Source organism: Agrobacterium albertimagni AOL15 (assembly GCF_000300855.1).
In the GTDB taxonomy this organism is placed as follows: Bacteria; Pseudomonadota; Alphaproteobacteria; order Rhizobiales; family Rhizobiaceae; genus Allorhizobium; species Allorhizobium albertimagni.
In genome coordinates this window covers 299,681-320,681 of the sequence record NZ_ALJF01000010.1, presented here as the reverse complement: position 1 = coordinate 320,681, position 21,001 = coordinate 299,681, and the positions used below count along the sequence as shown (strand labels likewise).

Genomic DNA, 21,001 nt, shown 5'->3' with positions numbered 1-21,001 from the left:
GCGCGCATTGTTTTCAGGGAAATCTACTATGAAAAATCTACGAATTTCGGCCCAACTAATCATGCTGGTGGCGGGTCTGATGGCCGCTTTTGCAATCGCCACCGTCTTCCAGATCCGCTCAGCTTCCGAGGCGCTTCACACCGAACGTTATGACATGCTCCGTACGCAAGTCGAGGCCGGCCTCTCGATCATGAAATCCTACGACGCCCGGGCGAAGGCCGGAGAGATGACGCAGGAGCAGGCAAAGGCCGAGGCCTTCAAGGTCTTGACCGCTGTCACCTACGAGCCGAACGGTTATCTCTTCGGCATGGACTATGATGTCACCATGGTCTTCCATCCAGTGCAGCAGCAGGTCGGTCAGGCCCAGAGGGGACAGCCCGACAAGACGGGCAAGCTTTTCCGGGAAGAACTGATCGAGCAGGCACGAAAGGGCGGCGGCATCACGGAATACTTCTGGGAAAAGCCTGGCAATCCGACGGGCCCGGTCTTTCAGAAGGCCGCTTACAGCCGTGTATTCGAGCCGTGGCATATTGTCGTTGGCACCGGCGTTTACGTCGATGACCTGCAGGTCAAGATCAACGCCATGATCTGGAAGGCGCTGCTGATCGGCGGGACCATTGCCCTCATTGGCATGTTTGCTGCCATCTATACGATCCGCGGCATCACCAAGCCGCTCTCTTCCATTCACGACGCGATCGAAGCCGTGGCGGACGAAAACGTCACGATCGATATCCCGCACACACAAATGACCAATGAAGTGGGCCAGATGGCCAAGGCCACCAAAAGCCTGCAAGACAAGGTGCGCGAGCGTCATGAGATGGCGGCTCGCCAGGCAGAACAGCAGCGGGAGCTCGAAAGCGAGCGCAGCCAGAATGCCGAGGCGCAGCTCGCAGAAGCCCGCCAGCAGGCCCATGTCGTTTCGACGATCGGCCAGTCGCTGGCTCTGCTTGCCGACGGGGATCTCACCGTTCGTTGTGCCGATCTCGGGCCGAAATACGCGGCCCTGCGCGAAAACTTCAACGATGCGCTTGCGCGTCTCGAAGAAGCCATGGCCCGCGTCAACCTCAAGGGCAACGACATCGCGATCTCCAAGGAGGAAATTCGCCGCGCATCGAGCGAACTCGCGCAGCGGACCGAGCGTCAGGCCGCCAACCTTGAAGAGACCTCGGCGGCCCTCGACGAACTCACCGTCGCCGTTCGTCACACCGCCGATGGCGCGCGGGAAGCGGCGGCCAGAGTGAATTCCGTCAGCGCCGATACACGCCAGAGCGACGAGGTTGTCACCCGTGCGATCAATGCGATGAGCGGCATCGAGCAATCTTCGGCCGAGATCACCGAAATCATCGGCGTCATCGACGAGATCGCCTTCCAGACGAACCTGCTCGCGCTCAATGCCGGAGTCGAGGCGGCGCGTGCCGGCGAAAGCGGCAAGGGCTTTGCCGTCGTTGCGCAGGAAGTTCGCGAGCTGGCCCAGCGCTCGGCGGCCGCTGCCAAGGAGATCAAGGACCAGATCGCCCGCTCCTCGCAGCAGGTCGAACAGGGCGTACAGCTCGTCGGTCAGGCCGGCGAGGCGCTGAAGCGCATCTCCGACCAGATCGCCGGTGCCAACGACATCGTCTCAAAGATCTCGCACAGCGCCCAGGAACAGGACACGACGCTCCGGTCTATCTCTACGGCGATGAACCAGCTGGATCAGGCAACACAGCAGAACGCCGCCATGGCCGAGGAAACCACGGCGTCCGCCGAAGTTCTCGCCAATGACACGGGCGACCTTCTGAACCTGATCCGCAGCTTCAAGACCGGCCAGGCCGGTGCCGGTCAGCCGCAGTATCGCATGGCGAGCTGAAGTCAGGCCATATCAAAGATCAGAGGCCGTCTGGCAATCCGGCGGCCTTTCTTGTTTCAGCGGATGCTTTCGAGGTGCGCTTCGAGCTTGTCCAAGTCGCGATCCGAGAAGACTTCGATGCCGGCCTGGCGCATCAGGGCTGCCGTGACGCCGAAACCGGGATGGCGGGTGCCGGAAAACGAGCCGTCATAGATGAAGCTGGAGCCGCAGGAGGGGCTGCCATCGATAAGGAGCGCGATCTCGCAGCCCTGCTCTCGAGCAAAGGCGACGGCCTTGCGGCCACCGGCGAGGAATTCCTCCGTCACGTCGCCACCGGTCACTTCCAGCACGCGGGCCCGACCTGCCAGCACATCCTCGCCGTTTTTGCCGCCTTCGATCTCGGCGGGTGGACGTGGTGTCGGCAGGCCGCCGGCCTGTTCGGGACAGTAACCGACGAGGCGACCCTCGGCCTTCCAGCGTTCAATCAAGGGATCGTGGAGGGGCTTGCCCTTGCCGTCGTAACGGACGGGGCGGCCGAGAAGGCAGGCGCTGATGAGGATTTTGGCGGGCATGGAGGTCATTCGTCCAGCTTGCCTGCATGGTCTGCTCGCTCGTGAATGATGCGAACGACCTCTATGCTGTCGGTCTCCACCCCCCCGATAGAAGATCAGATGGTGATTGACGCGCAGCCGCCGATAGCCGTCCGATACCCCTACGGCCTTTTGCCCCAGTTGCGGCGTCTGAACCAGCCGTTCGAACGCATCGAAAAGATCATCGATGTAGCGATCAGCATGAGCGGCGGACCGTGTGCGGCGAGTATAATCCCAGATCGCATCCATGTCCTCTTCGGCAGAGGGACGCAAACGGTAGCCGGTCATCGCATATATTTCTCGCGCATGCGGGCCTTGAACTCATCGCGATCAACCGGACGCGCCGGCCCGCTGTTTTCCCCCTCGATCAGCGCATTACGCAGCCATTCGATCCGGGCCTTCTCTTCCTTCAGAAGCCGCAAACCCGCCTCGACCACTTCTTGCGCCGAGTTGAACTCACCGCTTTCGACTTGGGCGTCGATGAAGCTGTCATAGGGCTCGGCGATGGTCACCTGGACGGGCTTGTTCATGCGAGTGGCTTCCTCTGGGACACCAGGATTTGGATATTATCACCAATGCGCGCGCTGCCAAAGATGCTCAAGCAGCCTTGACTGCGATCTGAACGCCGGTTTCGTCCTGCAGCAGACGGATGACGGCGAAGAGATTGTCAGCACGTGGGTTCCCCGAGGGACCGAACATGCGCATCAGGCTCTTGGGCGGCAGGCCGGATTTTTTGCTGAGTTCGACAAAGCCGATGGTGGCGTTGATGTAATCGCGCAAGAGCGCGCGCCCGGTTTCGACGTCGCCCGACAGCAGGAGCTCGATCGCTTCGCTCATCAGTGCGGCGCGGAAAGCCGGATCCGATTGTGCTCTATCGCGAACGGTTTCTTTGAAGTCTCTGGTCAAAGCCATCTCAGCCTGCCTTCCGCTTTTGTATTCTGCCCAACGAGCCTGTGCCGTCTTGATATCCGCCTGTTGTCGCTTCTTGGTGCCGCCTGCGACCAGCATGACCAGTCTATCGCCGTCCTTGCCGAAATAGATGCGGTAGCCAGGGCCATAGTCGATCCGATATTCCAGAACACCTTCGCCTACGCCCTTGGCATTGGAGAAATTCCCGAGCGACATTCGGGTGATGGCCGTCGTGATCTTCACGGCCGCCATTGGGTCCAGCCCCTCGAACCACAGCCCGAAGGGACTACGTCCTTGATCGCCCAGGAACTCACGGCTCTGCACGGCGCGATAGTACCATATAAGACACCATCATCAAGATTGAAAGACCCCGCCGAAGCGGGGTCCCAAAGCGTCAGCCTGTGATCTTGGAGAAATCCGCGACCGTTGCGGTCGCCTCGCGGATGGCCTTCAACAGCGCCAAGCGGTTGGCACGGATGGCGGCGTCTTCGTCGTTGACCAGAACATCCTCGAAGAATTTGTCGACCGGGCCGCGGAGCGTCGAGAGTGCCTGCATGGCGGAGCGGAAGTCTTCCGATGCCACGGCCTCAGCCGCCGATTTCGACGCGGACTGGATGGCGGCGAAGAGAGACTTTTCGGCGTCGAGCTTCAGTAGGGATTCGGAAACGCCATCGGCGACGACGGTGCCCTTCTTCTCTTCGGCGGCCAAAAGCTGCGTGGCGCGCTTGGTGCCGGCGAGCAGGTTCAGGCCGTCTTCCGAGGTGATGAAGGCGGTCAGGGCTTCGGCCTTGCGGGCGACCATCAGGAGATCGTCGGCCTCGGGCGTCAGCACGGCATCGATGATGTCGTGGCGGGCGCCCTGATCGCGCAGGTAGACTTTCAGGCGGTCGTGGAAGAAGGACAGGAGGTCGGCATCCTTGGCGACGGACGCCAGTGGCAGACGGATCCCCTTCTCCAGGATCATGCGCACGACACCCAGCGCTGCACGCCGAAGCGCATACGGATCCTTCGAACCGGTCGGCTTTTCGTCGATGGCCCAGAAACCGACCAGCGTGTCGAGCTTGTCGGCGAGCGCGACCGTCAGGCCGACCTTGTCTTCCGGCAGACGGTCGGAGGGGCCGTTCGGCTTCCAGTGGTCTTCGATCGCGGCAGCGACGGAGGCGTTCTCTCCCTGCAAGAGCGCATATTTGCGGCCCATCGCGCCCTGGAGTTCGGGAAACTCGCCTACGGCTTCGGTGCGCAGGTCTGCTTTCGCCAGCACTACGGCGCGGTCAACGAGGGCGGCATCGGCGCCGACAACAGGCGCCAGCACCTTGGCCAGTTCGCGGATGCGCGCGACGCGCTCCCCTTGCGTGCCGAGCTTGGCGTGGAAGGTGACGTTCAGCGCATCGAGCTTGGCCATGCGCTGGTCGAGCGGCTTCCTCAAGTCCAGATCGAACTTGGCAGCGGAGGCCTTAAGCGTATCGAGGTCGGGCAGGTCGCCCTGGTCGCGCTTCCAGAAATGCAAGGCATCGGAGAGGCGGGCGCGCACAACCTTGCCATTGCCATGCATGATCTCACGGCCGCCATCGGTGGCCTGGATGTTGGAGATCAGGATGAAATGGTTGGAGAGCTTGTCGGCCTCGCCCTGTGGGCGCACGACAAAGCACTTCTGGTTGGTCTTGATCGTCAGGCGGATGATTTCGGCCGGGATCGAGAGGTAATCCTCTTCAAACGTACCGAGCAGGACCTGCGGCCATTCGACGAGGCCGGAGACTTCCTCCAACAGGCCTTCGTCCTCGACCAGTTCGAGGCCATTGGCGAAGGCGATGTCGCGGGCGTCGTGCAGGATCATGTCCTTGCGGCGCTCGGCATCGAGGATGACCTTAGCGCGTTCCAGGCTCGAGACGTAGTCGTCGAAGCGCTTGACGGTGATGGCGTTAGGCGCGTGGAATCGGTGACCATAGGTGACGTTGCCGGCGACGATACCGTCGATCTCGAAGGGGATGACCTGAACTTCGTCATGCTCGGGGCCGAAGGTGCAGACGATCGACTGGAGCGGGCGCACCCAGCGCAGGCTTTCCATGCCCTTGCCCTCAATGCCGCCATAGCCCGAGCCCTTGGGCATGGAGGCGAAACCGGATCGCATCGATTTCGGCCAAGGGAATGTGCGGATGATGCCGGGCATGACATCGGCGATGATCTCTTCCGCCGCGCGGCCGGGCTTTTCCAGATAGGCGACGTAGAAATCACCCTTCTTCGGATCGGTCTTGACGATGGCCTGGTCGATGGAGGTCAAGCCTGCGCCACGCAGGAAGCCGTCGATGGCTCCTTGAGGCGCGGAAGTGCTCGGGCCCTTCTTCTCTTCCTTGATGTCGGCCGAACGGGCTGTGAGGCCACGGATATCCAGCGTCAGGCGGCGTGGCGTCCAATACTCGCGCGCGCCCTCATAGGTCAGACCGGCATCAACAAGCGCATCGGTGACCATCTTCTTCAGATCGCCAGCCGCCTTGCGCTGCATGCGCGCGGGGATTTCTTCGGAGCGGAGTTCGAGCAGGAGATCGGGCATGGGGTCTGACTTTATGAGCTGTTGCGGAAGGCTGCGCGGGACTTAGCAAGCCGCGCGGCAAAAGTCATCCATGGATCAACGCAAAATGGCGGGTGGATCAAGCAGCGGACAATGGATCATCACCATTCAGCCAGTGGTCACCCCCACCCGCGCGTTCCGCGCGACCTCCCCCCTCAAGGGGGAGGTGGGTAGTGCGGCGCCGGCGTCTCAAACACCCTCCCCTTGAGGGGGAGGGTCGGAGCGAAGCTCCGGGGTGGGGTGATCGCCGGCAAGGGATTCCGAAAGATTTTCCAAGCCGATCCGTTTGGTGAGCGCTACTGATTTCACGAGCTTTCGGCGAGGAGAACCACTCTCCGGATGGACCTCAAAGAATACCTCGCGCTCGCGGACCGCCGCATAGATCGTATTCAGGACCGCTTCGAGTTCTGTCAGGACTTCAGCATTCCAGAAGCGGATCACCTTGTATCCCTGGGCCTCCAAGAAAGCCGTGCGCGCAGCATCGCGGTCAAGCCCCTCATCCGTCGCATGCTGCGAACCGTCCAGTTCAATGACCAGTCCGATCTGGTGACAGGCGAAGTCCGCAAAATAGGGCCCGATCGGGACCTGGCGACGAAAATGGCTGCCGTCGATTGGAATGCGCCAGAGATGACGCCAGAGTTTTCGTTCTGCATCCGTTGTCGCCGAGCGCAGGCGTCTGGCATTGCTGCGGCGAATGCGATCCATGAATGTTGGAGGTCTGGACATTTCGCTGGTTCCCCAACCGTTATCTGTTCATGGAACGTCAGATGTCTTGGTCTCGCAACTCCGGAGATTGAGGGGAAATGGCTGGCTTCAACGACGGATCACCCCCACCCGCGCGTTCCGCGCGACCTCCCCCCTCAAGGGGGAGGTGGGTGGTTACCACCCTCCCCCGCCACCACCTCCACCGCCGCCGCCTGAGGAGCCACCTGAGAAGCCTGACGACGACGAGGAGCTGGATGGAGGGGGTGTCGGGATGGTGGAGGCGATCGTCGAGGCCATGGAGGAGGAGAAGCCGCCGATCCGGTCGCCGAGATTGCTGCGATTGCTGCCGTGGTACCAGGCCGGATTGTAAGCTGTCGCGGCTGCAGCGCCGGCAGCGGCTGTCGCTAGCCAGGTTTCGAAGGTGCGCGACCAGGGCTTTTCGACGCCGAGGGCCACGGCATAGGGCAGGAGCTTTTCGAAATGGCTGGGCGACATGGTCGGGGCACCCGCCATGTTCATCCGGTCCTTCTCGGCGAGCGTCAGATAGATGCGCAGACCCTCGATGCCGTCCATCAGCTTGCGGCCAAGCGGCGTCGGCGCGCCCATCAGGAAGAAAAAGAGGAGGTTGACCAGGAGGATGCCGCCGAAGGCGATGAGCACTGGGAACTGGTGGGTGGCCTCGAGATCAATCCACATGGAGATCAGCATCAGGCCCATGGTGGAGAGCGCGACAAAGCCGATCAGTGCCAGCGCCAGGATGGCGATGATCTTGCTGAACAGAGAGCGGCCCCGCCTGAACGAGTTGACCAACCCGATCGTGAAAGTACCGAAGAAGACCGAGAAGAAGGTGGGGACGAAGATCAGCGCATAGACGTCCTCGTCGAGGTCGCCAAAGATGAAGAGCGAAGCGACCACGGCAATCGAGAGGCCGATGCCGAGCGAGGTATAGCCGGCATTGCCCTTGTAATACTTATTGCGGTGTTCCTTCTCGATCGCCTGTCGGAAGCGGTTGCCGACCGATTGCACCTTTTTGCCATTGGCCTTGTCGATGATGAGCGCGTCGCCGGCAGACGGGATTTCCGCAATCAGTGCGGCCTCACCGGACTGCAGCTTGCCGGTGACGGCCTTCTTCGTGCGGCGGATGGTGATGCTGCTGTCGAGATCGTCGAGTTCGACATACCCAGCCACGGCGAGATTGAGTGCGGCTGCCGAAAGCGCGGTCCAGCCGGCACCGGAGAAACCCCTGTTGTCGATGTAGTTGACCAGCGCCGGTGAAATCCCCTCCGGCGGATCCCAGCGCGGGACCACGACGCCCTTCGGCGGATCGCGGCCGACGGCTGCCCAGGAGCGCAGGTAGTAGAGGAAGATGACGGCTAGGCCGCCGAAGCCGATGATGGTGTTGAGGTTGTCGCGGATGAACCACCAGGTGCTGTCTTCCGACGTGGGTGCTGCGACCAGACCCTTGTCAAAGGCGAGCACGATGGTCAGGCCTTCCCCCGGGCCAAGCGGCCGTGTGGTCTCAAATTCGAGACCGTTCGATCCTGGGATTTCACGGGCGTTTTGAGCGGTGGAGCCGGATGGACCTGTGTACAAGGTGGTTCTTGTCGGAACGGCACCATCTGGCAGCGTGACGGTCGCGCCGGCGCGATCGATCGGGAAGAGCCAGCCATTGCCGGTGACGTTCCAGTAGAGTTCGTCATGGTCGTCGAAATAGCGGATCTGACGACCGGTGCGATAGGTGATCGCGTAGGTGTATTCGCCCGGCTGGAGGAAGACGTCGGCCGAGCCGGTATAGATGCGGATGCCGCCGGAGACGGATTCGGTGCGACTGGCTTCCGGCCGGCCGTCGCGCTCGACGGAGATCAGCTCGAAATCGACCTGCTGGCGACGGCCCCGCGCGTCCCGCGCATAAAGCGGGAAGTCGCGAAAAATGCCGCGCCTGATCTCGTTGCCCTCGGCATTGACGGTGATCGTCTCGGTCACCTCAATCGTAGCATCGGGCAGGACGGTGATGTCAGCGTGGTAGTCGCGGATGACCTCTTCGGCCTGCGCGCCGCATGCCATCCAGATGAGGAAAAGGAAGGCGGAGCACAGGCGAAGAAGCGTGGTCATTTCGGGTCGTTCCTGACGAGTTCGACACCGAGCGAAGCGAGCGCATCCCAGTAGCCGGGATAGGTCTTGGCCACGCAGCCGGGGTCGAGAATGGTGATGTCGCGGATCTTCAGGCCCGCGAGCGCAAAGCTCATGGCGATGCGGTGATCGGCAAAGGTGTCGATCTCGGCCGGCAGCGACTGGCCGGCGAGCGCGGGGTCAGAGAAGACCAAGAGATCGTCGCCCTCTTCCCTGGCCAAACCTTCGCGGATGTTGTTGAGGCCCGTCGAGACGGCGCGGATGCGGTCGCATTCCTTGACGCGCAGGTTCTCAATGCCGACGAAGCGCACAGGTGTGGCGTTGAAGGCGGCGAGCACGGCAATCGTCGGGATTGCATCCTGCATCTGGCTGCCGTCGATGACGGCGGGCATGTTGGGAAACTGGGCGATTACGTCATAGGCCTTGGCATCCGGCTGAGTGAAAGCGTCCGATGGCGTGCCGATATCGATCTGGCCCTTGGTCAGCACTTCCGCGCCCCAGAGATAGGTAGCGGCGGAGGCATCCGGCTCGATGTGGAAATCGGTCGCGGTGTAACCGGTCGGCTGGATGACCCAGGACGATGGCGTCGGCTGCTCGACCTTGGCACCGAAGGCGCGCATGGCCGACAGCGTCAGATCGATGTAACCGCGAGCGCCGATATCGGCACCGGCAAGCTCGATCGTGAACGGCTCCGAACCGCAGGCCGCCGCCATCTGCAGGGCCGAGACATACTGGCTTGACAGGCCGGCATCGATGACGACGTGGTTCTTCTTGAAGGCGCCGTTTGCGTCGATCGCGACCGGCGGGCAGCCCGAGGGCGCTGCGATGGCCACGCCGAGCGACTGCAGCGCCTCGACCAGCGGCTTGATCGGCCGCTTGCGCATATGCTCGTCGCCATCAACGATATAGCGGCCCTTGCCCAAAGCGAGGGCAGCGGTGAGAAAGCGGGTGGCGGTGCCGGCATTGCCAAGAAAAAGCGCTTCGGCTGGCGACTTCAACTCGCCCGTGCTGGTGACGACGAAGGTGGTAGCATCCGGTTCGTCTACGGTCACACCCATCTGGCGGAGCGCTTCAGCCATATAGCGCGTGTCGTCGCTCTTCAGCGCGCCGGTCAGGCGGCTTGTGCCTTTGGCGAGACCTGCCAAGAGAAGCGCGCGGTTGGTGATCGATTTCGAACCCGGAGGGCTCACCTTGCCGGTCAGGGCATGGGTGGGCGGGAGGATGGTCACACTGTCAGTCTTCATGAATCCGGTCTCTCAAGCGCGTCCTTGTTTGGACGTCAGAACTTGACCGTCGGTACCGCACGGTCGGCCTCGTTGGCAATCTCGAAATAGGGTTTCTTCGAGAAGCCGAACTGGCCGGCAACGAGGTTGTTGGGGAAGCTCTCGACCTTGACGTTCAGATCGCGGGCGGCACCATTGTAATAGCGGCGCGACATCTGGATCTCGCCTTCGACCGTTTCCAGCGAGCGCTGCAATTCGATGAAGTTTTCATTGGCCTTGAGATCGGGATAGGCTTCGGCAAGCGCAATGATCTTGCCCAGCGCTGCACCCAGCAGGCCTTCAGCGGCAGCACGACCGGCGACATCGCCCGCCGGTACGGCCTGCGCCTTGTTGCGCAGCTCGACAACGCTTTCCAGCGTGCCCTTCTCGTGGGTGGCATAGCCCTTCACCGTTTCGATCAGGTTGGGAATGAGATCGGCGCGACGCTTCAGCTGCACGTCGATGCCCGACCAGGCTTCCTCGGCCATCTGCCGGGCCTTCACCAGGCCGTTGTAGATGAAGACGAGATAGGCGCCGATGGCGGTAAGAATGGCAAGTGTCGTGAACATTGCGTAGAATCCCCAGTTGTCGATCGGCACCTTAAAGTAATCGGAGCTTTATTGAAGAGCGTGATCGGCGAAAATGGCGCTGCAAATCCGTTGAAAACTCGTATCTGATTGGATACAATTGCCATGAGTACGTTTGAGAAAACGGAGCCCTTTGACGTATGGCTACGTGCACTCAAGGACCGAACAGGCAAACTTCGTATCCTTGCCCGACTGACCTCGGCAGAGCAGGGGAATTTCGGCGATTGCGCACCGGTGGGCGGCGATGTGTTCGAGATGCGTATTCACTACGGCCCTGGCTACCGGGTTTATTACACACGTCGCGGCACGACGGTTTACCTGCTTTTGATTGGCGGCAACAAATCGACTCAGAAGCGGGACATCAAGCGGGCCATCGCGATGGCTGGCAACCTGTGAAAGATGGAAACATGACAGAAACCAGCAAACTCGAGATCTCGGATTACCTCGACGATCCGGAGGCGATGCTTGAATATCTCGAACTGGCAATCGAAGACGAAAATCCCGATGTGTTCATTGCAGCGCTGGGGCATGTCGCCAAGGCCAGGGGCATGTCGCAGATCGCAGACCTGTCCGGGCTGGGCCGGGAAAGTCTCTACAAAGCACTAAAATCCGGGTCGAAACTACGCTATCAGACGGTTCAGAAAGTGGTGACCGCGCTTGGTTTCCGGTTGTCTCTGGAACGCAACGACGCCGCCTGAGGCCGCGTCGTCTGTCCCTCAGGCCGCCCGGCCGAAATTCGCGCCACCCGCATCCGTCAGCAGAAACGCCTCGCCACAGCTTTTCGCCAGCGCGCGGACGCGGCCGATATAGGCCTGGCGTTCGGTCACCGAAATGACGCCGCGGGCGTCGAGCAGGTTGAAGATGTGGGATGCCTTGATGCACTGGTCATAGGCCGGGAAGACGCATTTGTGCAGGCGCTGATTTTCCGAGTCCGAGGGGGCGCCGGCAGCAAGCAGGGCCTGGCATTCCTTTTCGGCATCGATGAAATGACGATGCAGCATCTCGGTATTGGCGAATTCGAAGTTGTGGCGGGAATATTCCTGCTCGGCCTGCAGGAAGACGTCGCCGTAGGAGATCTTCTCTTCGCCTTCGCGACCGTTGTAGTTGATGTCGTAGATGCTATCGACGCCCTGGACATACATGGCGAGACGCTCGAGACCATAGGTCAGTTCGCCCGCGACCGGCGAGCAGTCGATGCCGCAAACGGCCTGGAAGTAGGTGAACTGTGAGACTTCCATGCCGTCGCACCAGCATTCCCAGCCGAGACCCCAGGCACCCAGCGTCGGGCTTTCCCAGTCGTCCTCGACGAAACGGATGTCATGCAGAAGCGGATCGAGGCCGATCGCCTTTAGCGAACCGAGATAGAGCTCCTGCAGGTTGGACGGATTCGGCTTCAGGATGACCTGATACTGATAATAATGCTGCAGGCGGTTGGGATTTTCGCCGTAGCGGCCATCGGACGGACGGCGCGAGGGCTGCACGTAAGCGGCGCGCCAGGGCTTCGGCCCGAGTGCCCGTAGCGTCGTTGCAGGATGGAAGGTGCCGGCGCCGACTTCCATGTCGTAGGGCTGCAGCACCGCGCAACCCTTGTCCGCCCAATAGGCATGCAGCGTCAGGATCAGCGCCTGAAAGGAGCGCTTGGGGTCCATGTGCGGGGCAAGGGGCGTGGTCATCGGGCTATCCATCGGGTTGGCTCAGGTTGCGGCCCGTCTGGTGCCATGAGCGGGCGGAAGGGTCAAGCGTCTCTGCTCTCGGCTCGGCGTGCCCGGAAGCATCAGTTGTCGAGATCATCCGCATTGTGCAGCTTGCCGATCAAGGAAAAGGACACGCCCGTGGGCTCGAAGCGGATCGCGGCCTGCCCCTGGAAGAGATCGGAGACGACACGTTCGGTCAGCCGCGAGCCGAAACCGCGACGGGTCGGCTCCGTCACCGGCGGGCCGCCGCTTTCCTGCCAGTCGAAGGTGAAACGGTTGTCCTCGCCCTTGCTCCAGCGGACGCTGATGCGCCCCTCGGGTCGCGAAAGGGCGCCGTATTTCGTGGCATTGGTGGCGAGCTCGTGAATTGCGAGCGACAAACCCAGTGCCTGCTGGGCGGAGAGATAGACCTGAGGACCGACGATCGAGATCCGGTCGTCGCCGTCGACATGGGGCGCAACGGCCGTTCGTGCGATCGCGGTGATCTCAGCGGCCGTGACACTCATGCCGGTCAGCACGTCCTGCGCCTTGGCGAGCGTCTGGATGCGTCCGCCGATCGTCTTTGCCGCTTCCGGGATCGAGGTCGCGCCCCGCAGGCTCTGACTGACGATCGACTGGACCATGGCGAGCGTATTTTTCATCCGGTGCGCGAGTTCACGGTTCAAGAGCTTGAGTTCGTCCTCATGCCGTTCACGCTCGTCGAGATGCTTCTGCGCCTCGAGATAGGCCTGCTGCAGCGCCTGACGGTCCAAAACCGCGCTCGTGGTCTCGGTGACCACGTTCAAGATGCCGGCAATCGCTCCCTGATCATCATAGAGAGGGCTGTAGGAAAAGGTCCAGAAGCTGTCCTGCATCACCCCGTTGCGGAGGATGCGCAAGGGAAGGTTCTCCATCCAGGTGCCCTCGCCCGCCTGTGCACGCTGCACGAACGGCTCGACGCCCTCCCAGAGATCGGCCCAATATTCGCGAAACGGCTGACCGAGCGCACTTGTCTCCCGGCCGGCAAGCATCGGCAGATAGGCGTCGTTGTAAAACTGGAGAAGATCGTCTCCCCACCAGAAGCACATGGGTTGACGCGTGGCGAGAACCTGCCGAAGCGTCGTCACCAAGGCGGGCGGCCAGGTTTCGGGCGGGCCGAGCGATGTGCTGCTCCAGTCGAATGCACTGATATCGTCTGCCACTCGTCCCGGCACACCGAGAAAATGCATGGTCTGGCTCATGGGACTCCGGGATTGGGCGATACGCGAAGCGGGGCTTGAAACGCCCTGAACGCCACTGTGTTTGCTTAGATATCGGCTCGGTGTGCTGAACTCAAGTCACAAGCATGTCGATCAAACGTCATCCTCCCGACGGGGGCGGTACTCTCCGGTCTCGGGATCCTGAATGAGGGTTCCGATCGCCTGGTTCTCGCGCTCTTTTTCCTCGGCACGCGATTTGGCCGCCAGTTTCTCCGCATCCGCGACGAAGCGGCGATAGAGCAACCAGGCGCCACCCACCAGGATCGTCAGAAATATCAGCTGCGCCATGTCCCCTCGCCCGTCAGCCTTTCTTCATCACACCGGTCAAAGACCGTAGCGACCCCATAGTGCCTTCTCTTCGAGCGTCTCGGCAAGACCGGCAACCGCCTGAACCGCCATCTGCTCGGGCGCCGCGAATGCACCGATGCCAGGCGCGCGGCGGCCGAAAAGGCTCTTCTGGGCACCGATCAGTTCGAGGCGCGCATCCTTGCCGTAGCGGGTCTTGATCTCTTCGCGCAGTCCGCCGAGGCGATCGACGAGGCCGAGTTCCAGGCCCTTGCGCCCCGTCCAGAACAGACCGGAGAACAATGTCGGATCGTCTGCGAGCATCGTGCCGCGCCGCGCCTTGACCATGTCGATGAAGATTTCATGGATCTCGAGCTGCAGCGTCTTCAGGTATTCGATATCGCTTTCCTTTTCCGGCTGGAAGGGATCAAGGATCACCTTGTTCTCACCTGCCGTGTAGACACGGCGTTCAACGCCGATCTTCTTCAGAAGCTCCGGAAAGCCGAAACCGCCAGAGACGACGCCGATCGAGCCAACGATGGACGTGGCATCGGCAATGATCTCGTCGCCCGCGATGGCAATCATGTAACCGCCGGAGGCTGCGACATCCTCGACAAAGACGAGCACGCGCTTGTTCTTTTCCTCGGCGAGCGCGCGAATGCGATCATAGATCATGCGCGACTGGACGGGAGAACCGCCCGGTGAATTGATCGAGAGCGCCACGGCGGGGCTCTCCTTCATGCCGAAGGCCTTTTCCAGCTGGCCGGCAACCGAGGAAAGGTTCAAGGCGGGGCGAAACCGCGATCCGCCGCTCATGATCGGACCGTGCAGCCTGACGACCGGGATGACGACGCCCTTTTTCTGGAAGCGCTTGGGAACCAGTCGTTTCAGAAAGTCTGCCATGGTCGCGTTTCAACTCCTCACGATCTTCGCTCTGAGCGGAGATGTAAGACGCGCCGGCGCAAACACAATGGTTTGCTCAAAAAAATCAGTGTTTTCAACGCAGCCGCGCATAGCCGGCGCGGCCGTTGTTCAGATTGTCGACAAAGGTCGCGAAGGCGTGACTGTCGGGATTGTCATGCATCAGGAGCGGCGCGCGCAGTTGCAGCCTTGCCCGCGAGCCCTTGATCCCGGTGACGAGAATGCGTGTGGCGTTTTCGCCAGGTCGCGGGTGGATCGCCGTGATCTCAAGGCCACCGAAGCGCCGGCCGCAAGCTGCGATGATCTCGGCGATCGACTGCGGCCTGGCAATCAGGGAGAGTTGACCGCCGGGCATCGCGATCGCGCCTGCCGTGCGGATCCAGCTCTCGAACAGATTCTCCGTCATCGCGTGGGCTTCCGCCTTCAGGGCATCCGGCGTCTTGCGGTCGCCGGGATCGTTGAAGGGCGGGTTCATGATGACATGATGGAAGCTGTCGTCGGTGAGGCCGGCTGCGATGCGCGCCTTGCCGGTCAGCGTGACATCGGCCTCGATGACCTCGGCCCGCGTTGCAAGTTCAGCGTTCTCCGGCAAGGCGAGGCTCTTGCGGGCGAAAGCGGCCATGTGCGGCGAGCGTTCGACGAGAACGACAGATGCGGTCGGCAGGCGGGCTGCGACCGCGAGGCCTGCCGCACCCGCGCCCGCACCGAGATCGGCAATCCGGATCGCTCGCTCGTCGACCACGAGAGAAGCGAGCACCATTGCATCCATGCCGGCGCGATGGCCTCGCCCCACAGGCTGCACGAGATGGAACCGGCCGCGATGAAAGGCATCGACGGTCTCTGCTTCTGTCTGTTCGACAATGGTCTCCGGCCCGGCCGCCATGGCGTTTTCAAGCCTCGGGATCGCGCAGTTCAGCGCCGAGGCCGGCATCGGTCAGAATGCGGCGGGCCTGATCGACGCAGTCGGAATCGACCAGCAGGCGACGCTGCAACATGCCGAGCGAGCCCTCGAGGATGCTCATGGACTGGTCGGCGATCATCGAGGCAATCCCGGCGTCGCGCATCAGGCTTTCGGCAAAGGAGAGCAGGACGACGTCGTTGCTGCGAATGATCTCATGCATCGATTTCAGAACTCACTGTTAACAGCTAAACCGGCTCTCAAGCCCCGACCGAGGCAATTCGCCCCTTGCCGTGGCCTTCCCGGCTTTTTATTGTCGGCATCCAAACTGAACAGGAGTCCGGTGCGTTGGGCGTAGTCATACCGCTTGAGGAAAGCAAAAACAAACAGGCATCCGTCAAGCCTCTGGTGGACCTGACCAAAAGCGGCATGGAGCGCGTCAATCAGCTGATCCTGTCGAAGGCGGGCTCGGACGTTCAGATGATCCCGGAGGTGGCAAACCACCTGATCTCATCGGGCGGCAAGCGGCTTCGCCCGATGCTGACGCTCGCGACAGCCGCCATGTTCGGCTACGAGGGCGATCATCACATCAAGCTCGCGACCTCCGTCGAGTTCATGCATACAGCAACGCTTCTGCATGACGATGTGGTCGACGAAAGCGATCTGCGTCGCGGCAAGTCCACCGCCCGGACCATCTGGGGCAACCAGGCGAGCGTGCTCGTCGGCGACTTCCTGCTTGGCCAGGCCTTCCGGATGATGGTCGAGGTCGGCTCGCTCGACGCGCTCGACGTTCTCTCCACCGCGGCCTGCGTGATCGCCGAGGGCGAGGTGCTGCAGCTTTCAGTCGCCAAGAATATGGAGACGACGGAAGACGATTATCTCGCCGTCATCCGTGCGAAGACCGCGGCGCTCTTTGCAGCGGCCGCCGAAGTCGGCCCGATCGTTGCCGGCACCGACAAGTCGACCCGCAGCGCGATGAAATCCTACGGGATGAATCTCGGCCTCGCCTTCCAGCTGGTCGATGACGTTCTCGATTACGGCGGCAAGGCTGCCGAGACCGGCAAGAATGTCGGCGACGATTTCCGCGAAGGCAAGATCACGCTTCCGGTCATTCTTTCCTATCGACGCGGCACGGCCGCCGAACGGGAATTCTGGAAGGAATCCATCGAAGGTGGACAGAACGACGATGCAAGGCTCGAAAAGGCGCTCGGCCTGATCGGCAAGTACGGCGCGCTCAACGACACGATCCAGCGGGCGCAGCATTACGGCACGATCGCACGCGATGCCTTGGCGCCCTTGCCCGAGACGCCGTGGAAAAGCGCCCTCAACGACGTGATCGACTTCTGCATCGCGCGCGTGAATTGACGCAGATCCAGCGATTGCCTTGCGAGGCTGCTTCAAAAAAGCCATTCTGTCCGTGAATCATCGCCAATCGCCCGCGCGCGGGCGACCCGCGCTTGCTCTCGGTTCTTGAAAGGCTCGTTCATGCGGCAAAGCTTTGCCCTTCGCACTCTCGCCGGCACCGCGCTCGCGCTGCTGCTCAGCGTCTCGCAGGCGCCGCTGGCTCTTGCTGCTGCCAATGCCCAGCCGACGGAAGCCGAGAGTTTCGATCTCGGCAGCGTCGATTCTTTCGCAGGCGCCTTTCTGGCTGCCCGGACAGCCGAAGCGGATCGCGATTACCCGAGTGCGGTGAAGTTCTACAAGAAAGCCCTGGAATTCACGCCGAACGAGCTTGAGCTTCAGCAGCGGCTGATGATCGCGCTCATCATGAACGGCGAGTTCGACGAGGGCGTGGATCTGGCCAAGGTTCTGGAGAACGATCCGGCCGTGGAGCGGGTCACCTCCGTGGCGCTCGGCTTTCGCGCCATCCGAGACGGCGACTACACGCAAGCGCTGAAGCACTTCAAGTATCAGGGACCGAACGATCTCGACCGGCTGATGAACCAGCTGCTGATCGCCTGGACCAAGGTCGGCGAAGGCAAGGGCAAGGAAGCGCTGAAGCTCGTTCAGGATCTCGAGGGTCCGAGCTGGTACGGTATCTTCCGCAACTACAATGTCGGCGTCATGGCCGCGATGATCGGCGATGTCGATGCCGCCCGAAAGGCACTCACCGATACGGTGACAGACCGCAATGGCGGGGCAACCGCGCCCGACACCTTCGCCCGCTCGGTGATCGCGCTCGCGACGCTGGAAGCCCAGGCCGGCAACAAGCAGAAGGCGCTCGACGCCCTCTCGGCCGGTGACGAACTGATCACCAATTTTGCCCCCTTCAAGGCGCTCCGCACTGAGATTGAATCCGGTGGCCAGCCGAAGCCGGTCGTCGCAACGGCGGCACAGGGTGCGGCCGGCGTTCTCTTCTCGATCGGTGGCGCGCTGAACCGCGAAGGTGCCGAAGACACGGTCATGCTCTATCTCCAACTGTCCCATGCGCTGGACAAGGATGCCGCCGACACGCTGATCCTGCTCGGCGGGATCGCAGAGAATGCAAAGCAGCCGGAAAAGGCGATCGCATTCTACCGTCAGGTGCCCGAGTCCTCGCCGATGCGGCGCATCTCCGAGCTGCAGCTTGGTCTGACGCTTGCCGAGACCGGCAAGGTTCAGGAAGCGCGCGAACATCTGCTCGCCCTGATCGCCTCCGATCCGCAGGATATCAGAAGCTATCTCGCCTATGGCAGCGTGCTGTCCGATGCCAAGGACTATGCGGCCATGGCGGACAATTACGACAAGGCGATCGAGATCATCGGTCAGAACCCGGCGCGGAACCACTGGTCGGTCTTCTTCCAGCGCGGCATCGCCTATGAGCGGCTGAAGAAGTGGGACAAGGCGGAGCCCAACTTCCACAAGGCGCTGGAACTCAACCCCGATCAGCCGCAGGTGCTGAACTATCTCGGCTATTCCTGGGTCGACATGAATCGCAACCTCCAGGAAGGCCTGGAGATGATCAAGAAGGCTGTCGAGCTGCGGCCGGATGATGGATACATCGTCGATTCGCTCGGCTGGGCCTATTACCGCCTCGGCCGCTTCGAGGAAGCGGTGGTTGAGCTCGAACGGGCCGTCGAGCTGCGCGCCGGGGACGCGACGATCAACGACCATCTGGGCGATGCCTACTGGCGCGTCGGTCGCAAACTCGAAGCCAAGTATCAGTGGAAGCGGGCGCTGGCCTCCGAGCCGGAAGAGGCCGAGGTTCCGAAGATCCAGGCGAAGATCGAAAAGGGCTTGCCGGCGATCGAGGCGGATGCTGCCAAGGTCGAGACCAAGCCGGTCGAAGAGCCCAAGAAAGACGACAAGAAGACCTGAGCCGCATGACAGACACTGCAGAGCGCCGGCCGGAGCGGATCGTCGAGACGGCTCCGGCCAAGATCAATCTTGCTTTGCACGTCACAGGTCGGCGGGACGATGGCTATCATCTTCTCGACAGTCTCGTGACCTTTGCCGAGGACGGCGACGAACTCACGTTCGAGACGGCAGACAGCGACAGCTTTAGGGTCGTCGGGCGTTTCGGACCTGAGCTTTCTGGCGAGGACAATCTGGTTCTGCAGGCCCGCGACCTGTTGCGGGCCGCCCTCGACCAATGCGGCCAACCATACGGCGCCGTTGCCATTCTCCTCGACAAGAGCCTGCCGATTGCGTCGGGGATCGGCGGCGGCTCGGCAGATGCGGCAGCGACGCTGCGCGGTCTCCTCAGGCTCTGGAGGGCGGAACTGCCGGCCGAGACGCTGCAGCAGATCGCAATGCAGCTCGGCGCCGACGTGCCGATGTGTCTCGCCTCGACGCCGCTGCGCGCCCGCGGGATCGGTGAGACAATCGAGAAGGTAGATATGCCATCCGTTCCGCTGGTGCTCGTCAATCCGCTGAAACCGGTATCGACACCGGAGATCTTCCGCAGCCTTCAGCGCCGCGACAATGAGCCTATCGGTGAGATGAGCGCGGGCTCAACCGCGGCTGACTGGATGCAGTCGCTTTCTGTTCTGCGCAACGACTTACAGCCGCCGGCGGAAGCGCTGGTGCCGGAGATTGCCGAGGCCTGCGACCTGCTGGGACAGAGCCTGGCGGGCTTCGTGCGCATGTCCGGCTCTGGTGCTACCTGTTTCGGTCTCTACGAAACCGAGGCTGCGGCGATGAAGGCGGCCCTGGCGCTTTCGGCCTATCGGCCGAACTGGTATGTGCTGCTCACGCGCACCGTTCCGGGAGAAAACTGATGAGCCGCATCGACGAGAGCCGCCCCTTCATCCCCGTCGGCATTGCGGTGCTCACCGTTTCCGACACACGCAGCCTTTCCGACGACAAGTCAGGAGACACGCTCGTCGCCCGGATCGAAGAAGCCGGCCACCGGCTTGTTGCCCGGGCGATCGTCAAGGATGACAAGGCCCAGATCCGCGAACAGGTCGAAAGCTGGACGAAGACGCCCGAAATCGATGTCGTCATCACCACCGGAGGCACGGGCTTCACCGGGCGCGACGTGACGCCCGAGGCGCTGGAGCCGCTGTTCGAAAAGCGCATGGATGGCTTTTCGGAGGTCTTCCACCGCATCTCCTACGACAAGATCGGCACATCGACGATCCAGTCGCGGGCGACAGGTGGCGTTGCCAATGCCACCTTCATCTTCGTGCTGCCGGGCTCTCCCGGCGCCTGCAAGGATGCCTGGGATGGGATCATCAAGCTCCAGCTCGACTATCGCCACATGCCCTGCAATTTCGTGGAAATCATGCCCCGGCTCGACGAGCATCTGAGACGCAGCCAGAGCTGATTAGCGGCGCGCTTCGCGGGCCACCCAGGAGGGAATGATCTCGGAGGCAAGGCGGCGCGGCTTGTGGCCGCGGGCCAGCTGAAGCAGTTCCCTGCCCTCGCCTGCGAGCCCCTGTGCCTGACACTTCGGGATCAGCAGGCCATTCTCGAGCAGCGGTGTGCTGCGCGTCAGGCGGCGGTAGAAGGGCAACCGGTAAAGCCGCGATTCGGAGAACCGGGCCGGCGCCTTGTTGAGCGCGACATATTCCCCGACCTCGTCCACCCAGCCCTGGCCGAGCCGCGCGCCCGGTTCGATCAGCAGCAGCCATTCGCCCCGCGCCGTCGCCAGCACATGCTTCATGTCCCATTGCTGATAAAAGCGGCACCCGGCAGCGTCGGCAACCACGGACGAGCCATCAGTCGAGCCGTGATCGAGGACGATGACATCGCTGACCAGACCCTCGACAGCGCCGGCGACCAGCACGGACAAGGTCTGTGCGAGCTCGGGTTCCTGGTCGTGGCATTCCATGATCACTGTCAGCATTGCCTATATCTATCGCATTGCACAAAGTTTTGCCACAGCCAGTTTCTTGAAGTTTGTTCTTGCATTGTTCTCTTTTTGTCGCTAGGAATAAAGTCATTGAGCGAGGCGGCAACGCCCGCGAG

22 protein-coding genes and 2 pseudogenes are annotated in these 21,001 nt (G+C 62.0%); 7 read left to right on the top strand and 17 right to left on the bottom strand.

Features of this window, described 5'->3' with window-relative positions; translation table 11 throughout:
* Nucleotides 1-28: 28 nt before the first annotated feature.
* A complete protein-coding gene (locus QWE_RS13325; RefSeq protein WP_006726661.1) occupies nucleotides 29-1,846 on the top strand; it encodes a methyl-accepting chemotaxis protein in 1,818 nt (605 codons plus the stop codon).
* A gap of 56 nt (nucleotides 1,847-1,902) precedes the next feature.
* Here QWE_RS13325 and QWE_RS25760 read toward each other — a convergent pair whose 3' ends face one another.
* The 10 genes and pseudogenes from QWE_RS25760 to QWE_RS13285 all read right to left on the bottom strand — a co-directional run bounded on the left by QWE_RS25760 (nucleotide 1,903) and on the right by QWE_RS13285 (nucleotide 10,556).
* Complete coding sequence (locus QWE_RS25760; RefSeq protein ID WP_040300220.1) at nucleotides 1,903-2,406, bottom strand: 2-thiouracil desulfurase family protein; 504 nt, start codon at nucleotides 2,404-2,406, stop codon at nucleotides 1,903-1,905.
* Nucleotides 2,407-2,493: 87 nt separating this feature from the next.
* A pseudogene (locus QWE_RS26045) lies at nucleotides 2,494-2,703 on the bottom strand (type II toxin-antitoxin system RelE/ParE family toxin); the annotation flags it as partial.
* Complete coding sequence (locus QWE_RS13315; RefSeq protein ID WP_006726659.1) at nucleotides 2,700-2,945, bottom strand: type II toxin-antitoxin system ParD family antitoxin; 246 nt, start codon at nucleotides 2,943-2,945, stop codon at nucleotides 2,700-2,702. The gene QWE_RS13315 and the pseudogene QWE_RS26045, both read right to left, overlap by 4 nt.
* A 67-nt stretch (nucleotides 2,946-3,012) precedes the next feature.
* On the bottom strand, nucleotides 3,013-3,327 hold the full coding sequence (locus tag QWE_RS26040) for a helix-turn-helix domain-containing protein (protein WP_006726658.1): 315 nt from the start codon (nucleotides 3,325-3,327) through the stop codon (nucleotides 3,013-3,015).
* An 84-nt stretch (nucleotides 3,328-3,411) separates the two neighbouring features.
* Nucleotides 3,412-3,576: pseudogene (locus QWE_RS26035) on the bottom strand (type II toxin-antitoxin system RelE/ParE family toxin); the annotation flags it as partial.
* A gap of 142 nt (nucleotides 3,577-3,718) precedes the next feature.
* Nucleotides 3,719-5,872 (bottom strand): glycine--tRNA ligase subunit beta, encoded by a 2,154-nt coding sequence (gene glyS / locus QWE_RS13305; protein WP_006726657.1) that lies wholly within the window; start codon nucleotides 5,870-5,872, stop codon nucleotides 3,719-3,721.
* A gap of 207 nt (nucleotides 5,873-6,079) precedes the next feature.
* On the bottom strand, nucleotides 6,080-6,616 hold the full coding sequence (locus QWE_RS24450) for an endonuclease domain-containing protein (protein ID WP_240532542.1): 537 nt from the start codon (nucleotides 6,614-6,616) through the stop codon (nucleotides 6,080-6,082).
* Between the two features lie 153 nt (nucleotides 6,617-6,769).
* Nucleotides 6,770-8,707: a DUF2207 domain-containing protein gene (locus QWE_RS13295; RefSeq protein WP_006726655.1), complete on the bottom strand. Its 1,938-nt coding sequence runs from the start codon at nucleotides 8,705-8,707 to the stop codon at nucleotides 6,770-6,772.
* Nucleotides 8,704-9,969, bottom strand: coding sequence for a 3-phosphoshikimate 1-carboxyvinyltransferase (locus QWE_RS13290; RefSeq protein WP_006726654.1), 1,266 nt, complete (start codon nucleotides 9,967-9,969; stop codon nucleotides 8,704-8,706). The genes QWE_RS13295 and QWE_RS13290 overlap by 4 nt, the downstream gene beginning before the upstream one ends.
* 35 nt (nucleotides 9,970-10,004) lie before the next feature.
* A complete protein-coding gene (locus QWE_RS13285; RefSeq protein ID WP_006726653.1) occupies nucleotides 10,005-10,556 on the bottom strand; it encodes a LemA family protein in 552 nt (183 codons plus the stop codon).
* A gap of 123 nt (nucleotides 10,557-10,679) precedes the next feature.
* On the opposite strand from QWE_RS13285, the gene QWE_RS13280 reads away from it, so the two are divergent.
* Both QWE_RS13280 and QWE_RS13275 read left to right on the top strand, forming a co-directional pair.
* On the top strand, nucleotides 10,680-10,970 hold the full coding sequence (locus QWE_RS13280; RefSeq protein WP_006726652.1) for a type II toxin-antitoxin system RelE/ParE family toxin: 291 nt from the start codon (nucleotides 10,680-10,682) through the stop codon (nucleotides 10,968-10,970).
* 11 nt (nucleotides 10,971-10,981) lie between these two features.
* On the top strand, nucleotides 10,982-11,272 hold the full coding sequence (locus tag QWE_RS13275) for an addiction module antidote protein (protein ID WP_006726651.1): 291 nt from the start codon (nucleotides 10,982-10,984) through the stop codon (nucleotides 11,270-11,272).
* Between the two features lie 18 nt (nucleotides 11,273-11,290).
* On the opposite strand, the gene QWE_RS13270 is transcribed toward QWE_RS13275, so the two are convergent.
* The 6 genes from QWE_RS13270 to QWE_RS13245 form a co-directional block, all read right to left on the bottom strand.
* A complete protein-coding gene (locus QWE_RS13270; protein ID WP_006726650.1) occupies nucleotides 11,291-12,223 on the bottom strand; it encodes a glycine--tRNA ligase subunit alpha in 933 nt (310 codons plus the stop codon).
* A gap of 125 nt (nucleotides 12,224-12,348) precedes the next feature.
* Complete coding sequence (locus tag QWE_RS13265) at nucleotides 12,349-13,488, bottom strand: sensor histidine kinase (protein ID WP_006726649.1); 1,140 nt, start codon at nucleotides 13,486-13,488, stop codon at nucleotides 12,349-12,351.
* Between the two features lie 111 nt (nucleotides 13,489-13,599).
* On the bottom strand, nucleotides 13,600-13,794 hold the full coding sequence (locus tag QWE_RS13260) for a hypothetical protein (protein WP_006726648.1): 195 nt from the start codon (nucleotides 13,792-13,794) through the stop codon (nucleotides 13,600-13,602).
* Nucleotides 13,795-13,830: 36 nt separating this feature from the next.
* The gene (locus QWE_RS13255) at nucleotides 13,831-14,694 is read right to left on the bottom strand and encodes a S49 family peptidase (RefSeq protein WP_006726647.1); all 864 of its coding nucleotides are present in this window, start codon (nucleotides 14,692-14,694) and stop codon (nucleotides 13,831-13,833) included.
* Nucleotides 14,695-14,788: 94 nt separating this feature from the next.
* Nucleotides 14,789-15,595 (bottom strand): tRNA1(Val) (adenine(37)-N6)-methyltransferase, encoded by an 807-nt coding sequence (locus QWE_RS13250; protein ID WP_006726646.1) that lies wholly within the window; start codon nucleotides 15,593-15,595, stop codon nucleotides 14,789-14,791.
* A gap of 7 nt (nucleotides 15,596-15,602) precedes the next feature.
* Entirely contained in the window at nucleotides 15,603-15,833 is a 231-nt protein-coding gene (locus QWE_RS13245; protein ID WP_006726645.1) for a putative signal transducing protein, read from the bottom strand.
* 125 nt (nucleotides 15,834-15,958) lie between these two features.
* Between QWE_RS13245 and QWE_RS13240 the strand changes: the two genes are divergently transcribed.
* The 4 genes from QWE_RS13240 (at nucleotide 15,959) to moaB (ending at nucleotide 20,357) form a co-directional block, all read left to right on the top strand.
* Entirely contained in the window at nucleotides 15,959-16,975 is a 1,017-nt protein-coding gene (locus QWE_RS13240) for a polyprenyl synthetase family protein (RefSeq protein ID WP_006726644.1), read from the top strand.
* A 120-nt stretch (nucleotides 16,976-17,095) separates the two neighbouring features.
* Nucleotides 17,096-18,907 carry a tetratricopeptide repeat protein gene (locus QWE_RS13235; RefSeq protein ID WP_006726643.1) on the top strand — a complete coding sequence of 604 codons (1,812 nt, stop codon included), beginning with the start codon at nucleotides 17,096-17,098 and terminating at the stop codon, nucleotides 18,905-18,907.
* Nucleotides 18,908-18,912: 5 nt separating this feature from the next.
* Nucleotides 18,913-19,809, top strand: coding sequence for a 4-(cytidine 5'-diphospho)-2-C-methyl-D-erythritol kinase (locus QWE_RS13230; RefSeq protein ID WP_006726642.1), 897 nt, complete (start codon nucleotides 18,913-18,915; stop codon nucleotides 19,807-19,809).
* On the top strand, nucleotides 19,809-20,357 hold the full coding sequence (moaB, locus tag QWE_RS13225) for a molybdenum cofactor biosynthesis protein B (RefSeq protein WP_006726641.1): 549 nt from the start codon (nucleotides 19,809-19,811) through the stop codon (nucleotides 20,355-20,357). Before QWE_RS13230 ends, moaB begins: the two co-directional genes overlap by 1 nt.
* Here moaB and QWE_RS13220 read toward each other — a convergent pair whose 3' ends face one another.
* On the bottom strand, nucleotides 20,358-20,879 hold the full coding sequence (locus tag QWE_RS13220; protein ID WP_006726640.1) for a glycosyltransferase family protein: 522 nt from the start codon (nucleotides 20,877-20,879) through the stop codon (nucleotides 20,358-20,360).
* Nucleotides 20,880-21,001: the final 122 nt, after the last annotated feature.

What these genes read in the sequence shown, in the direction of transcription:
- QWE_RS13325 (WP_006726661.1), top strand. Translation starts at nt 29, where the DNA reads ATGAAAAATCTACGAATTTCGGCCCAACTAATCATGCTGGTGGCGGGT.
- QWE_RS25760 (WP_040300220.1), bottom strand. Translation starts at nt 2,406, where the DNA reads ATGACCTCCATGCCCGCCAAAATCCTCATCAGCGCCTGCCTTCTCGGC.
- QWE_RS13315 (WP_006726659.1), bottom strand. Translation starts at nt 2,945, where the DNA reads ATGAACAAGCCCGTCCAGGTGACCATCGCCGAGCCCTATGACAGCTTC.
- QWE_RS26040 (WP_006726658.1), bottom strand. Translation starts at nt 3,327, where the DNA reads ATGGCTTTGACCAGAGACTTCAAAGAAACCGTTCGCGATAGAGCACAA.
- glyS (WP_006726657.1), bottom strand. Translation starts at nt 5,872, where the DNA reads ATGCCCGATCTCCTGCTCGAACTCCGCTCCGAAGAAATCCCCGCGCGC.
- QWE_RS24450 (WP_240532542.1), bottom strand. Translation starts at nt 6,616, where the DNA reads ATGTCCAGACCTCCAACATTCATGGATCGCATTCGCCGCAGCAATGCC.
- QWE_RS13295 (WP_006726655.1), bottom strand. Translation starts at nt 8,707, where the DNA reads ATGACCACGCTTCTTCGCCTGTGCTCCGCCTTCCTTTTCCTCATCTGG.
- QWE_RS13290 (WP_006726654.1), bottom strand. Translation starts at nt 9,969, where the DNA reads ATGAAGACTGACAGTGTGACCATCCTCCCGCCCACCCATGCCCTGACC.
- QWE_RS13285 (WP_006726653.1), bottom strand. Translation starts at nt 10,556, where the DNA reads ATGTTCACGACACTTGCCATTCTTACCGCCATCGGCGCCTATCTCGTC.
- QWE_RS13280 (WP_006726652.1), top strand. Translation starts at nt 10,680, where the DNA reads ATGAGTACGTTTGAGAAAACGGAGCCCTTTGACGTATGGCTACGTGCA.
- QWE_RS13275 (WP_006726651.1), top strand. Translation starts at nt 10,982, where the DNA reads ATGACAGAAACCAGCAAACTCGAGATCTCGGATTACCTCGACGATCCG.
- QWE_RS13270 (WP_006726650.1), bottom strand. Translation starts at nt 12,223, where the DNA reads ATGGACCCCAAGCGCTCCTTTCAGGCGCTGATCCTGACGCTGCATGCC.
- QWE_RS13265 (WP_006726649.1), bottom strand. Translation starts at nt 13,488, where the DNA reads ATGAGCCAGACCATGCATTTTCTCGGTGTGCCGGGACGAGTGGCAGAC.
- QWE_RS13260 (WP_006726648.1), bottom strand. Translation starts at nt 13,794, where the DNA reads ATGGCGCAGCTGATATTTCTGACGATCCTGGTGGGTGGCGCCTGGTTG.
- QWE_RS13255 (WP_006726647.1), bottom strand. Translation starts at nt 14,694, where the DNA reads ATGGCAGACTTTCTGAAACGACTGGTTCCCAAGCGCTTCCAGAAAAAG.
- QWE_RS13250 (WP_006726646.1), bottom strand. Translation starts at nt 15,595, where the DNA reads ATGGCGGCCGGGCCGGAGACCATTGTCGAACAGACAGAAGCAGAGACC.
- QWE_RS13245 (WP_006726645.1), bottom strand. Translation starts at nt 15,833, where the DNA reads ATGCATGAGATCATTCGCAGCAACGACGTCGTCCTGCTCTCCTTTGCC.
- QWE_RS13235 (WP_006726643.1), top strand. Translation starts at nt 17,096, where the DNA reads ATGCGGCAAAGCTTTGCCCTTCGCACTCTCGCCGGCACCGCGCTCGCG.
- QWE_RS13230 (WP_006726642.1), top strand. Translation starts at nt 18,913, where the DNA reads ATGACAGACACTGCAGAGCGCCGGCCGGAGCGGATCGTCGAGACGGCT.
- moaB (WP_006726641.1), top strand. Translation starts at nt 19,809, where the DNA reads ATGAGCCGCATCGACGAGAGCCGCCCCTTCATCCCCGTCGGCATTGCG.
- QWE_RS13220 (WP_006726640.1), bottom strand. Translation starts at nt 20,879, where the DNA reads ATGCTGACAGTGATCATGGAATGCCACGACCAGGAACCCGAGCTCGCA.